Raw genomic sequence first — 12,468 nt, forward strand, 5'->3', positions numbered from 1 at the left:
CGAAGGCCCGGCCCCGGCCCGCAAGCGCCAGTCGCGCGCGCGCCTGGCCGACATGACCTCCGCCGCCTGGCCCGAACTGGCCGCGCGCCTGCCGGTCACCGGCCTGGCCGCCGAACTGGCGCGCCAGAGCGAATGGGCCGGCGTGCAGGGCGATGCCATCATCCTGCGCGTGGCCGTCAAGACGCTGGCCGAAAGCGAAAGCCGCGTGCGCCTGCAGACGGTGCTGTGCGAACACTTCGGCCAGGGCATCCGGCTGGACGTGGACGTCGGCGCGGTCGGTGAAGCCACGGCCCACGCCGTGGCCCAGGCCGAGCGCGCGGCGCGCCAGCAGGCCGCCGAGGACGCGGTCGCCGTCGATCCCTTCGTGCAGGCGCTGGTGGCGGACTTCGGCGCCCATGTCGTGGCCGGTTCGATCCGCCACGTCGACTCTCCTTCCGCCGCCGCGTAACGCGCCGGCAAATCCCTACATTCCCTCGTTCAAGGAAGCTCCATCATGATGAAAGGACAACTGGCCGGCCTGATGCGCCAGGCGCAGCAGATGCAGGAAAACATGAAGAAGGCGCAGGACGCGCTGGCCGAGATCCAGGTCGAAGGCGCCTCCGGCGGCGGCCTGGTCAAGGTCGCCATGACCTGCCGCCACGACGTCAAGCGCGTCGAAATCGATCCGTCGCTGCTGGCCGACGACAAGGACATGCTGGAAGACCTGGTCGCCGCCGCCTTCAACGACGCGCTGCGCAAGGCCGAAGCCACCTCGCAGGAAAAGATGGCGTCCGTCACCGCCGGCATGCCGCTGCCCCCGGGCATGAAGCTGCCGTTCTGATCGAACGTTCCGGCCGCCGCCGCCCCGGGCGGCGCGGCCTTTGCCGTCCGCAAGTTGCCGTCGTGTCATGGACCCTCTACTGCCCGAACCCGAACCGCTGGTCTCGCTGATCGAGGCGCTGCGGCGCCTGCCCGGCGTGGGTGTGCGTTCCGCGCGACGCATGGCCTATCACCTGTTGCAGCACGACCCCCAGGGCGCCGACATGCTCGGACGCGCGCTGGCCGGCGCCGTGCGCGACCTGCGCCACTGCTCGCGTTGCAACAGCTTCGCCGAAGAAGACGTGTGCGCGACCTGCGCCAATCCCAAGCGCGATCCCTCGCTACTGTGCATCGTCGAGACGCCGGCCGACCAGAACATGATCGAGTCCAGCCACGGCTACCGCGGCCTGTACTACGTGCTGATGGGACGCGTCGCGCCGCTCGAGGGCATCGGCCCGCGCGAGCTGGATTTCGACCGCGTCATCCGCCGCGCCACCGACGGCGTGGTGCAGGAGGTTATCCTGGCCACCAACTTCACCGCCGAAGGCGAGACCACCGCGCATTTCCTGGGCGAGGCCCTGGGCGAGCGCGGCCTGCGGGTCACGCGCCTGGCGCGCGGCGTGCCGGCCGGCAGCGAGCTGGAATACGTGGACGCCGGCACCATCGCCTGGGCGCTGATGGAGCGCAAGACCACCTGACACGCCCCCACAATAGCGCGCCGGCAATGTACCGGCGGGCATTGGAAAAACGGCCCGCCCGCGCGGCGCGGCCTCCACGAGAGGAAGACAACCAACATGTCAGCCCTGACCGGCCTGAAGGTCCTGGAACTCGGCACGCTCATCGCCGGCCCGTTCGCCGCGCGCATCTTCGGCGAATTCGGCGCCGACGTCATCAAGGTGGAAACGCCGCACGGTCCCGACGGCACGGGCGGGGGCGACCCCATTCGCAGTTGGCGCCACCTGCATGAAGGCAATTCGCTGTGGTGGACGGTGCAGGCCCGCAACAAGCAATCCATTGCCCTCAATCTCAAGCATCCCGAGGCCCGCGAAATCGCCCGCAAACTGGCGCTGGACGCCGACGTGGTGGTCGAGAACTACCGCCCCGGCGTGCTCGAGAAGTGGGGCCTGGGCTTCGAGCAGTTGCGCGCCATCAATCCCGCCCTCATCATGGTGCGCCTGTCCGGCTACGGCCAGACCGGCCCGATGAAGGATCAACCGGGCTTCGGCGCCATCGGCGAATCCATGGGCGGCCTGCGCTACGTGTCGGGGCATCCCGACCGGCCGCCGCTGCGGGTCGGCATCTCGATCGGCGATTCGATCGCCGCGCTGCATGGCGTGATCGGCGCGATGATGGCGCTGCGCCACCGCGACGCCACCGGCGGCCGCTGGAACGGCGTGCAGGGCGAAGGATGCCAGGCGGGGCAGGGCCAGATGGTCGACGTGGCGCTGTATGAGGCCGTGTTCAACATGATGGAAAGCCTGGTGCCCGAGTATGACGTGGCCGGCGTGGTGCGCGAGCGCACCGGCGGCGCGCTGCCCGGTATCGTGCCGTCCAACACCTACACCACGCGCGACGGCCAGAACATCGTCATCGCCGGCAACGGCGATGCGATCTTCCACCGCCTGATGCTGGCCATCGGCCGCGACGACCTTGCCTCGGACCCGGACCTGGTGCGCAACGATGGCCGCGCCCGCCGGGTCGCCGAGATCGACGGCGCCATCCAGCAATGGTGCGATGGCCGCGGCATCGAGGAAGCGCTCAACACCCTGAAGGCGGCCGACGTGCCGGTCGGCAAGATCTACAGCGTGGCCGACATGTTCAGCGATCCGCAGTTCCTGGCGCGCCGCATGATCGAGCAGCACCACTTCGCCGACGGCAGTCCGGTCAAGCTGCCTGCGGTGGTGCCCAAGCTCTCGGAAACCCCGGGCGGCACCCGCTGGATCGGTCCGTCATTAGGGGAACATACCGAGGAAGTCCTGAAATCGCTGGGGTATGATTCAGCGGCTATCGACAAGCTGGCGCAGACCGGCGCTATCGGTATCCCCGCACCCAAGGAGACAACACATGTCAGTCACACGTCGTGATCTGCTCAAGATGGCCGGCGCCGCCGGCGTCATGGGCATGGCCCCCGCCATCGTGCGCGCCCAGAAGCTGGAGAAGACCAAGGTCCAGATCGCCGTGGGCGGCAAGCCCCTGATCTACTACCTGCCGCTGTCCATCGCCGAAGCGCGCGGTTACTTCAAGGACGAGGGCCTGGACGTCTCCATCGCCGACTTCGCCGGCGGCTCCAAGGCGCTGCAGGCCGTGGTGGGCGGCAGCGCCGACGTGGTCTCGGGCGCCTTCGAGCACACCCTTGCCATGCAATCGAAGGGCCAGGCCTACCGCGCCTTCGTGCTGCAGGGCCGCGCGCCGATGATCGGCGTGGGCGTCTCCAAGAAGAACCTGCCCAACTACAAGGGCCCGGCCGACCTGAAGGGCAAGAAGATCGGCGTGACCGCGCCGGGCTCGTCCACCAACATGGTGGTCAGCTTCTTCCTGGCCAAGCACGGCCTGAAGGCTTCCGACGTTTCCATCATCGGCGTGGGCGCCGGCGCCGGCGCGGTGACCGCGCTGCGCAGCGGCCAGATCGACGCCATCTCCAACACCGACCCCGTGGTGTCGATGCTGGAAATGCCGGGTGACATCCAGATCATCGTCGACACCCGCACTCTCAAGGACACGCAGGACATCTTCGGCGGCAACATGCCGGCCGGCTGCCTGTACGCGCCGCAGGCGTTCATCGACGCCAATCCGAATACCGTGCAGGCGCTCACCAACGCCATGGTGCGCGCCGACAAGTGGATCCAGAAGGCCGGTCCCGACGAGATCGCCAAGGTCGTGCCGGAAACGTACCTGCTGGGCGACCCGGCGGTGTACAAGGCCGCCATCGGCAAGAGCCTCGAGGGCCTGTCGCCCGACGGCATGATCCCCGAGGACGGCGCCGCCACCGCGCTCAAGGCCCTGGCTGCGTACCAGGCGGATTTCGACGGCGCCAAGATCGATCCGTCCAAGGTCTGGACCAACGATTTCGCCCGCCGCGCCAACGAGAAGTACCCCAATGGCTGAAGCCGCGCTATCGCTGGAAAACATCAGCTGCACCTTCGTCTCCCGCGACGACCGCTCGCAGCGCTACACCGCCGTCAGCGACACGAGCCTGGCCATCGCGCCGGGCGAGTTCGTGTCGGTGGTGGGCCCCACGGGCTGCGGCAAGTCCACCCTGCTCAACGTCAGCGCCGGCCTGCTGGCGCCGTCGTCGGGCCAGGTAAAGATCTTCGGCCAGCCGCTGTCGGGCATCAATTCGCGCGCCGGGTACATGTTCCAGGGCGAGGCGCTGCTGCCTTGGCGCAGCGCGCTCGACAACGTGGTGGCCGGGCTGGATTTCGCCGGCGTGCCGCGTGACGAGGCGCTCGAGCGCGGCCGCGACTGGATGCGCCGCGTCGGCCTGGGCGGCTTCGAGAGCCGCTATCCGCACCAGATGTCCGGCGGCATGCGCAAGCGCGCCATGCTGGCGCAGACGCTGATCCGCGACCCCGACATCATCCTCATGGACGAGCCGTTCTCGGCGCTCGACATCCAGACGCGCCAACTGATGGAAAACGAGGTGCTGGACCTGTGGATGGCCAAGCGCAAGGCGGTGCTGTTCATCACCCATGACCTGGACGAAGCCATCGCCATGAGCGACCGCGTGGTGGTGCTGTCGGCCGGGCCAGGCACGCATCCCATCGGCGAATTCGCCATCGACCTGCCGCGTCCGCGCGACGTGGCCGAGGTGCGCAACAACCTGCGCTTCGTCGAACTGCACGCGGCCATCTGGGCCGTGCTGCGCGAGGAAGTGCTCAAGGGCTATGCCCAACAACAGAAGCGGGCCTGAGGCCGTGCCTGATCCCGGCCACGCCCGCTTCCCCATGAACAGGCCCTGACCATGTCCAAGTCGTTCAAACCAGGTTCCGCCAGCCTGCGCTTCTGGCAGTTGCTGCTGCTCGTCGTCATCCTGGGCGTGTGGCATTTCGCCTCGCGCGATTCCAAGGTGGCGTTCTTCTTCGGCGAGCCCCTCAAGGTATGGGGCCGCATCTGGGCCTGGTTCGTCACCAACGCCGACATCTACACCCACCTGTGGGTCACGCTGACCGAAACCGTGCTGGCCTTTTTCATCGGCACCATCGCCGGCCTGGCCTTCGGCCTGTGGCTGGGCCTGTCGCCGCGCGCCAGCGCGATTCTCGATCCCTACATCAAGGCGGCCAACTCCATGCCGCGCGTGATCCTGGCGCCGATCTTCGGCATGTGGTTCGGGCTCGGCATCTGGTCCAAGGTGGCGCTGGCGGTGACGCTGGTGTTCTTCATCGTCTTCTTCAACGTCTACCAGGGCGTGCGCGAAGTCAGCCCGACGCTGCTGGACAACGCCCGTATGCTGGGCGCGCGCCGGCGCCAGTTGCTGCGCCACGTCTACCTGCCGTCGGCCACCAGTTGGGTGTTCTCCAGCCTGCACACCTCGGTGGGCCTGGCCTTCGTCGGCGCGGTGGTGGGCGAATACCTGGGCTCGGCCAGCGGCGTCGGCTACCTGATCCTGCAGGCCGAGGGCACCTTCGACGTCAACACGGTGTTCGCCGGCATCGTGGTGCTGACCGCGTTCGCGCTGGTGCTGGATTACATCGTCGGGATCGGTGAAAAACGTTTGATGAAGTGGCAGCCGAAGTCGGGCGAGACCGAGAAGATCTGACCCGCAGGCCGTCCCGGAGCCGCGCGCTGGCGCGGCCCGGCGGCTATCGCTGGCCCGGGCTCTGCAGGGCGCCCTGGTCCCGGAGCCAGGCGGCGAGGCTGTCGAACGCGTCGCGCGCGCCTTTCAGCGCCTGCGTTTCCTGTCCTTGCGCCGCCACGTCCAGGTGTTGCAGGAAACCCTTCCACAGTGGCCCGACCTCATCGCCATAGCCGCGCAGGTAGCGCAGCGGCAACGGCGGATCGGCGGCTTCGAGCCGCTTGGCCAGGAAGCGTCCTCCCAGTTGCGAACCCTCGACCACGTAGGCCACGCCCAGCGCATAGGCGTCGGCCGCCAGCGGGCGCGGCGCATCGGGACATTGCGGAACCGGCGCGCTATCGCCCGCCGCCCGCAGGTCGGCACGGATCAACGCGCTTTTGCCGTCCCGGTCCGCAGCCCGCAACGAGGCGGGCCAGTCCAGTTGCCACAGCCGGCTTTCCACCGGTTCAAGCCAGCCCAGCATGGCGCGCAGATAAGCCACATAGCGGGCCGGGCTGACGTTGCCATCGGCCAGCGCCAGCCCCATATCCAGGGCCTCGTGGCGGTCGCGCGTGCCGTCGCGCAGGAGTTGGTGCACCGGGGAGATCATGCGGGCTCATTGCCGGGGGCGGCGTTGCGGTGCAAGGACCAGATCTGCGGCTGCCGCTCGAAGCGCCAGCCTGAATCGGCGGCCAGCCATTCGATGTCGCGCGCGTCGAACAGCGCGGGCCCGTCCGGCGCCTGCGCGGGCACGGCGAAGCGGGCATGCCATGCCGAGGGGTCAGCCGTGTCGAGCTCCACTTCGGCGTCTTCGGGCAGCCAGGCCACCAGGCACAGCAGCCAGGCCATGAGCAGATAACGACTGCTGAAAGCGGGCAGTTCGAGCATGCCCGGGTCCTCGGGCCAGCGGACCCGGCGCTTGGACCACATCAATTGCGAGAACAGCAGCTTGCGGCATTCCTTGAGCAGCGTTGCCAGCGGCAGCATCGCGCCGTTGTCGCTGAACCACTGGTCGAGGTCGCGGATCACGCTGACGCTGTCTTCCAGCATATCGTTGAGGTCTCCGGCGAGCCGTTCGCAGCGCTGCTGCCGGGCCTCGGCATCCGCGCCTTCCGGCGCGTGGCCCAGCATCGCCGCCGCCAAGGTGGCGTTCGATAGCGGCGCGATGGCCTCATGGCGCAGCACCGGGAATATCTGCGCCAGCACCTTCAGCCGTACGCCTTGCGCGGCCAGCGCCTGGGCGGAAATATCGACTTGCATGGCGGTGTCAACCTGCCTGGCGCAGCACGGTCAGCAGCGCATCGGGGTCGGCGGGCTTTTCGATCCAGCCATCGAAGAGGGCGGTGGCGTCTTCGTGCCGTTCATGCCGCGCCAGGCCGCTCAGGGCGTAGATGCGCGATGACACATTGCGTTCGCGCAGCCGGCGGGCCAGCTCGTAGCCGTCCATGTCGGGAAGCAGGATGTCGACCAGCACTGCTTCGGGAGCGAACGTGGCGGCCTGCCGCAGCGCGTCTTCGCCAGTACCTGCGCAGCGCGCTTCCAGGCCGGACAGCGCCAGGAATTCGGCCAGCAGTTCCGAGCCCATTTCATTGTCGTCAACCAGCAGGACGCGTAGGGCGCGCTCGTCGTTCAAGGGGTGTCTCCAGATTCGGGGATCTGCGGCGCATCCTGGTCGCGCGGCAGGGTAACGGTGAAAATGACCAGGCCGTCGCGGCAGTCGACGGCGATCTCGCCCTGGTGGTCGCGCACCACCTGTTCGGCGATGTACAGGCCGAGCCCGAGGCCATTGCGGTTGCGCGACTGGCCCAGGGATTCGGGCTTGAAGGGCGAGAACAGGTGCGCCATGACCTCGTCGGGGATCGGCGCGCCATGGTTGGCCACGGTAAGTTCGATGGTGTCGCCACGCGGCATCGCGCTGACGTGGATCGGCATGCGCGGCGCGCCATGCTGGCGGGCGTTGCTCATCAGGTTGGTGACCACCTGGGCGATGCGGTCGGTGTCGGCCGTCAGCACCAGGTCGGGGTGCACGTCCGGCTCGATGAGCAGGCCGGGATAGGCCTGACGCTTTTCCTCGATCAGACCGTTCAGGAGGTCGGACAGGCGGCATTCGCGCTTTTCGATGCCAAGCCCCATGCCGCCCTGCAGCCGGGATAGATCCAGCACCTGCGAGATCAGCCGCTGCATGCGTCCGCTGGAATAGCGGATGCGCTCGCCCATGCGCGCGCCGGCGTCGGTCCGCGAAAGCAGCGTGGCCGCCATGGAAATCGATTGCAGCGGATCGCGCAGGTCATGGCCCAGCATCGCCAGCAGCGCGGTGCGGGCGCGGTCGACGTCGGCGGCGCGGCTGGTGGCGATGTGCGACAGCTCGTCGCGCAGGTTGTCGGCCGCCTCGAGTTCGGCCGGCAGCCAGGGCGGGCTGGTGTCGCGCATGACCTCGCGCCAGGCCTCGAACGAGCCGCGCGGAGTCAGGCGCGGCCCCAGGTTGCCCACCGCGTATTGCTTTTCGGGTTTGCCGCCCCACACCACGGTCTCGATCTGTTCGCGCCGCAACCAGATCAGCCAACCATTGTTCATGGGATCGAACTTGCACGCCAGCAGGCCCGCATAGGGCACCAGGTCGGTCTGCAGCTCGGGATAGTCGCGCGCGATGTGGTTGGTGTGGACGACACGTTGCCCGCTCTGGTCCAGCGCGCACAGGATGCCGGCAAGTTCGCCGCGCGGCGCGATGCCTCCGAATACCGTGACGCTGTTGCCCCACAGGCACAGCGCGGCGTCGTTGGCGATCAGCGAGGCGGGCGTTTCCGGGCCGCCGGAAAGGGCCTGGTGGATGTTTTCGGAATCCGACGCGCGCTCGGTCAGCCGGCTGACCAGCGCGGCATTGCGCCGTGTCTGCGCGGCGCGGTCGTTGCCCTCGATGGTCGCCAGCGCCGCGGACAGCACCTGCGCCAGGGCCTCGCAGGCCAGCCGGGCCGGGTAGGGGACCAGGCGCGGCGAATGGTGGTGGCACGCGATCATGCCCCAGAGCCTGCCGCCGATCACCAGCGACAGGCTCATGGTGGCGCGCACGCCCATGTTCGCCATGTATTCCAGATGGACCGGCGACACGCTGCGCAGCACCGAGAAGCTCATGTCGAGCGGCGCGTCGATGCCGTCCTGCGCCAGCACCCGCACCGGCCGGTATTGGCCGTCGGCGATCTGGCGCAAGGTATTCACGGTGTACAGGCGGCGCGCCTGGGCCGGAATGTCGCCGGCGGGATAGCGGCGCCCGACCCAGTCTTCGAGCGCGGGATCGCCGCGCCGCTCGGCCACGATCTCGCCGCTGTCGTCGGGATGGAAGCGATAGGCCATGACGCGGTCGAAGCCGGTGGCGCGTTGCACCTCTTGGACGGCGCGCTCCAGCAGGCCGGCGATGTCGCGCTGGGCCCGCACGCGCTCGATGCTGCGGTAGATCAGCGCCTGATCGGCGATGCCGGCGTCGTTGCCGCGGCGCTCGAGTTCGATCAGCGTCAGTTCGTCGGTGTTGCGGTGGGCGATGACGTCGTAGACGTGCCCGTCCAGCGAGATGCTGAGCGGATCGAAGACGGGATCGTCCTGGGACAGCCAGCCCGGCAGGTTCCGCGCCAGGCCCGGCGGCAGCGAAGCGGGATCGCAGCGATAGCCCAATGCGACCGGCATCCCCAGCACCTGCGGCGCGTTTTCGCTGGCGTAGCGCAACACGCCCGCGGCATCGAAGGCGAGCAACGCGCCCAGGGGCTGGATCGCGCCCGGGACGTGAATCGGTTCGCTGTCGCAGTTCGCGAGCGTGACTGGCGGATGCGACTGGGTGGGCGCATTCATTCTAGGCTTGTCCTGGAGGTGCGCAATGTGTTGTCATTATGTCAAAGTTCTTGTGAATGTGTGCATATGCAGCGTCGGGGATTTTGGCGCGCGCCGCCTCGTCTTTTGGGCGTCCACCATCCCCCTGGCCGTTTGGCGCAAGCGGCCGGATTATTCCGGAGTTTCCATGGCGCGTCTTCCCTACGCCGATCTGTCCCATCCCGAAGCGCGACCCCTGGTCGACCGCATCGTCGCCGAACGCGGCAGCGTGCTGCACTTGTACCAGATGTTGCTGCACAGCCCGGCCGTGGCCGGCGGCTGGCTCAACTACCTGACCTCGATCCGGCAGTTGTCGACCCTGCCGGGCGACATCCGCGAATTGGTGATCATGCGGGTGGCGGCGATCAACGGCGCGCCCTACGAGGCCGACCAGCATGCGCCGATCGCGCTGAAAGAGGGCGTGTCGCAGGCCCAACTGGACGCCTTGTCCGATTGGGAGGCCTCGTCCCTCTTCAGCGAGCGCGAGCGCGCCGTGCTGGCCTACACCGACGCCATGACGCGCCAGGTGCAGGTGCCCGAGCCGGTGTTCCAGGCGGCCCGCGCCGCCATGGGATCCGACAAGCTGACCGTGGAATTGACCGCCACCGTGGCGGCCTACAACATGGTGTCACGCTTCCTGGAAGCGCTGCAGGTGCATTCGCACGATCATCGCTGAGCGCGCCCGGCCAATGCCGGCCGGGCAAGCGGTCAGGCGCGTTGCGCCTCGATCAGCGCGTCCAGCTTGATGGCGTCGGCCACGAACGCGCGGATGCCTTCGGCCAGCTTGTCGCTGGCCATGGCGTCGTCATTGAGCAGGGTGCGGAACGCCACTTCATCCGAGGCGATGCGGGCGATATCGCCGCTCACCGCGTCGGCGCGCAGTTGCGCCGGGGCGTCGCCTTCGGTCTGCGCGAGCTGGGTCAGCAGCTCGGGGCTGATGGTCAGCAGGTCGCAGCCCGACAGGGCCAGGATCTGGCCGACGTTGCGGAAGCTGGCGCCCATGATCTCGGTGGAGATGCCGAAACGCTTGTAGTACTGGTAGATGCGGGTCACCGACTGCACGCCGGGGTCGCGCGCGCCGGCGTGGTCGGCTTCGACCCAATTGGCGCCCGCGGCCTTCTTGTGCCAGTCGTAGATGCGGCCGACGAACGGCGAGATCAACTGCACCTGGGCATCGGCGCAGGCCACCGCCTGCGGCAGCGAGAACAGCAGCGTCAGGTTGCAGCGCACGCCCTCGGCCTGCAGCGCGCGGGCCGCCTGGATGCCTTCCCAGGTGGATGCGATCTTGATCAGCACCCGTTCGCGCGGCACGCCGGCGGCTTCGTACAGGGCAATCAGGGCGCGGGCGCGCTCGATGGTGGCGCGGGTGTCGAACGACAGGCGCGCGTCCACTTCGGTCGAGACGCGGCCGGGCACGATGTCCAGGATGGCGCGGCCAAAGGCGACCAGCAGGCGGTCCATCAATTCCGGCGTGGGGGCGCCGCGGTGGTCGCGCGCGGTCTTTTCCAGCAGCGGGCGGTAGGCATCCTGCTGCACGGCCTTCAAAATAAGGGACGGGTTTGTGGTGGCGTCGGTGGGCCGCAGCGCCTTCATCGCTTCGAAATTGCCGGTGTCAGCGACGACGGTGGTGTGATTGCGCAGGGCGTCAAGTTGGCTGGACATGGACAATACGGCTCGCAGCATCAGGGTTGAAGGTGCTTTAGCGTATCACCGCGCCGCCGGCCGCGCTGTCACCGTTGGTAGGCCGGCGGCGGGGCGTGATCGGCCTGGCGCGGCGGCTGAAATCTTCGATCTCAGCCTTATTTGGCGCGGTTCCCCGGGAAAAACGCCCGCTCAAGGTATAATTCCAAGGTTTGATTATCGATTCTAAAACCGGGGTTTACTGTGCTGCCGCAACTCTTTCCCGAGGGGATCAACCGCTTCCCTCCTGCAATTCTGGCTCTGGCGGACGGTACCATTTTTCGAGGCGTGTCGATCGGTGCGCCTGGGCATACCGTTGCCGAAGTGGTGTTCAACACCGCGATGACCGGGTACCAGGAAATTCTCACCGATCCCAGCTATAGCGGCCAGATCGTCACGCTGACCTATCCGCATATCGGCAACACCGGCGTCAACGCTGAGGACGTCGAAGCCAACCGCGTCTACGCCGCCGGCCTGGTGGTGCGCGACTGTCCCGCCCGCGTGTCGAACTTCCGTTCCACGCAATCGCTGCCCGAGTACCTGTCCGAGCAGGGCATCGTCGCCATTTCCGGCGTCGACACCCGCAAGCTGACCCGCATCCTGCGTGAAAAGGGCGCCCAGGGCGCCTGCATCTTCGTTGGTTCGGACGCCGACCGCGCCGTCGAACTGGCCCGCGGCTTTGCCGGCATGGCCGGCCAGGACCTGGCCAAGGTCGTGTCCATCAAGGACAGCACCACCTGGACCCAGGGCACCTGGCAACTGGGCGAAGGCTACACCCAGCCGGACCAGTCCAAATTCCATGTCGTCGCCTATGACTTCGGCATCAAGTCCAACATCCTGCGCCTGCTGGCCGACCGTGGCTGCCGCCTGACGCTGGTGCCGGCCCAGACCAGCGCCGAGGACGTCCTCAAGCTCAACCCCGACGGCGTGTTCCTGTCCAACGGCCCCGGCGACCCCGAGCCCTGCGACTACGCCATCGACGCCACCCGCGTGTTCCTGGACAAGAAGCTGCCGGTGTTCGGCATCTGCCTGGGCCACCAGATCATGGGCCTGGCCGTCGGCGGCAAGACGCTCAAGATGAAGACCGGCCACCACGGCGCCAACCACCCGGTGCAGGACCTGGCCTCCAAGCGCGTCTTCATCACCAGCCAGAACCACGGTTTCGCGGTCGATGCGGCCAGCCTGCCGGCCAATGCGCGCGTCACGCACGTCTCGCTGTTCGACGGCACGCTGCAGGGCTTCGAGCTCACCGACCGTCCGGCCTTCTGCTTCCAGGGCCACCCCGAAGCCAGCCCCGGTCCGCACGACATCCTGGAGCTGTTCGACAAGTTCATCAGCCTGATGTCCGGCCAAAAGTAAAGATT

At 67.9% G+C, this 12,468-nt stretch carries 14 protein-coding genes; 9 read left to right on the top strand and 5 right to left on the bottom strand.

Going from position 1 to position 12,468, the window contains the following annotated elements; all coding sequences use genetic code 11:
* The 7 genes from HV783_RS12135 to HV783_RS12165 all read left to right on the top strand — a co-directional run.
* A partial coding sequence (locus HV783_RS12135) for a DNA polymerase III subunit gamma/tau C-terminal domain-containing protein (RefSeq protein ID WP_302477798.1) occupies nt 1-448 on the top strand: 448 nt, incomplete at its 5' end.
* A 45-nt stretch (nt 449-493) separates the two neighbouring features.
* On the top strand, nt 494-820 hold the full coding sequence (locus HV783_RS12140; RefSeq protein ID WP_175189225.1) for a YbaB/EbfC family nucleoid-associated protein: 327 nt from the start codon (nt 494-496) through the stop codon (nt 818-820).
* Nucleotides 821-887: 67 nt separating this feature from the next.
* Nucleotides 888-1,496: a recombination mediator RecR gene (gene recR / locus HV783_RS12145; protein WP_006385499.1), complete on the top strand. Its 609-nt coding sequence runs from the start codon at nt 888-890 to the stop codon at nt 1,494-1,496.
* Between the two features lie 96 nt (nt 1,497-1,592).
* Nucleotides 1,593-2,882 (top strand): CaiB/BaiF CoA transferase family protein, encoded by a 1,290-nt coding sequence (locus HV783_RS12150; protein ID WP_064524049.1) that lies wholly within the window; start codon nt 1,593-1,595, stop codon nt 2,880-2,882.
* A complete protein-coding gene (locus tag HV783_RS12155; RefSeq protein WP_049075404.1) occupies nt 2,863-3,903 on the top strand; it encodes an ABC transporter substrate-binding protein in 1,041 nt (346 codons plus the stop codon). Before HV783_RS12150 ends, HV783_RS12155 begins: the two co-directional genes overlap by 20 nt.
* Nucleotides 3,896-4,708, top strand: coding sequence for an ABC transporter ATP-binding protein (locus tag HV783_RS12160; protein WP_175189226.1), 813 nt, complete (start codon nt 3,896-3,898; stop codon nt 4,706-4,708). Before HV783_RS12155 ends, HV783_RS12160 begins: the two co-directional genes overlap by 8 nt.
* A gap of 51 nt (nt 4,709-4,759) precedes the next feature.
* Nucleotides 4,760-5,554, top strand: a complete 795-nt coding sequence (locus HV783_RS12165; protein WP_049075402.1) for an ABC transporter permease — start codon at nt 4,760-4,762, stop codon at nt 5,552-5,554.
* Between the two features lie 43 nt (nt 5,555-5,597).
* Here the strand turns inward: HV783_RS12165 and HV783_RS12170 are convergent, their stop codons facing one another.
* Genes HV783_RS12170 through HV783_RS12185 form a run of 4 tightly spaced genes read right to left on the bottom strand, consistent with a single transcriptional unit; the run spans nt 5,598 to nt 9,406 of the window.
* On the bottom strand, nt 5,598-6,179 hold the full coding sequence (locus HV783_RS12170; RefSeq protein ID WP_064524051.1) for a biliverdin-producing heme oxygenase: 582 nt from the start codon (nt 6,177-6,179) through the stop codon (nt 5,598-5,600).
* The gene (locus tag HV783_RS12175) at nt 6,176-6,829 is read right to left on the bottom strand and encodes a hypothetical protein (RefSeq protein WP_116792850.1); all 654 of its coding nucleotides are present in this window, start codon (nt 6,827-6,829) and stop codon (nt 6,176-6,178) included. The genes HV783_RS12170 and HV783_RS12175 overlap by 4 nt, the downstream gene beginning before the upstream one ends.
* Before the next feature lie 7 nt (nt 6,830-6,836).
* Nucleotides 6,837-7,202: a response regulator gene (locus HV783_RS12180; protein ID WP_054501091.1), complete on the bottom strand. Its 366-nt coding sequence runs from the start codon at nt 7,200-7,202 to the stop codon at nt 6,837-6,839.
* Entirely contained in the window at nt 7,199-9,406 is a 2,208-nt protein-coding gene (locus HV783_RS12185; protein WP_064524055.1) for an ATP-binding protein, read from the bottom strand. The genes HV783_RS12180 and HV783_RS12185 overlap by 4 nt, the downstream gene beginning before the upstream one ends.
* Nucleotides 9,407-9,572: 166 nt before the next feature.
* On the opposite strand from HV783_RS12185, the gene HV783_RS12190 reads away from it, so the two are divergent.
* Complete coding sequence (locus HV783_RS12190; protein ID WP_100504158.1) at nt 9,573-10,100, top strand: carboxymuconolactone decarboxylase family protein; 528 nt, start codon at nt 9,573-9,575, stop codon at nt 10,098-10,100.
* 32 nt (nt 10,101-10,132) lie between these two features.
* On the opposite strand, the gene tal is transcribed toward HV783_RS12190, so the two are convergent.
* On the bottom strand, nt 10,133-11,086 hold the full coding sequence (gene tal / locus HV783_RS12195) for a transaldolase (RefSeq protein ID WP_175189227.1): 954 nt from the start codon (nt 11,084-11,086) through the stop codon (nt 10,133-10,135).
* A 222-nt stretch (nt 11,087-11,308) separates the two neighbouring features.
* Between tal and carA the strand changes: the two genes are divergently transcribed.
* Complete coding sequence (gene carA, locus HV783_RS12200; RefSeq protein WP_054501095.1) at nt 11,309-12,463, top strand: glutamine-hydrolyzing carbamoyl-phosphate synthase small subunit; 1,155 nt, start codon at nt 11,309-11,311, stop codon at nt 12,461-12,463.
* The last annotated feature ends 5 nt before the right edge of the window (nt 12,464-12,468 follow it).

The organism is Achromobacter dolens, assembly GCF_902859745.1.
In the GTDB taxonomy this organism is placed as follows: Bacteria; Pseudomonadota; Gammaproteobacteria; order Burkholderiales; family Burkholderiaceae_B; genus Achromobacter; species Achromobacter dolens.

Excerpts from the sequence above, each read along its gene's own strand:
- HV783_RS12140 (WP_175189225.1), top strand. The coding sequence starts at position 494 with ATGATGAAAGGACAACTGGCCGGCCTGATGCGCCAGGCGCAGCAGATG.
- recR (WP_006385499.1), top strand. The coding sequence starts at position 888 with ATGGACCCTCTACTGCCCGAACCCGAACCGCTGGTCTCGCTGATCGAG.
- HV783_RS12150 (WP_064524049.1), top strand. The coding sequence starts at position 1,593 with ATGTCAGCCCTGACCGGCCTGAAGGTCCTGGAACTCGGCACGCTCATC.
- HV783_RS12155 (WP_049075404.1), top strand. The coding sequence starts at position 2,863 with ATGTCAGTCACACGTCGTGATCTGCTCAAGATGGCCGGCGCCGCCGGC.
- HV783_RS12160 (WP_175189226.1), top strand. The coding sequence starts at position 3,896 with ATGGCTGAAGCCGCGCTATCGCTGGAAAACATCAGCTGCACCTTCGTC.
- HV783_RS12165 (WP_049075402.1), top strand. The coding sequence starts at position 4,760 with ATGTCCAAGTCGTTCAAACCAGGTTCCGCCAGCCTGCGCTTCTGGCAG.
- HV783_RS12170 (WP_064524051.1), bottom strand. The coding sequence starts at position 6,179 with ATGATCTCCCCGGTGCACCAACTCCTGCGCGACGGCACGCGCGACCGC.
- HV783_RS12175 (WP_116792850.1), bottom strand. The coding sequence starts at position 6,829 with ATGCAAGTCGATATTTCCGCCCAGGCGCTGGCCGCGCAAGGCGTACGG.
- HV783_RS12185 (WP_064524055.1), bottom strand. The coding sequence starts at position 9,406 with ATGAATGCGCCCACCCAGTCGCATCCGCCAGTCACGCTCGCGAACTGC.
- HV783_RS12190 (WP_100504158.1), top strand. The coding sequence starts at position 9,573 with ATGGCGCGTCTTCCCTACGCCGATCTGTCCCATCCCGAAGCGCGACCC.
- tal (WP_175189227.1), bottom strand. The coding sequence starts at position 11,086 with ATGTCCAGCCAACTTGACGCCCTGCGCAATCACACCACCGTCGTCGCT.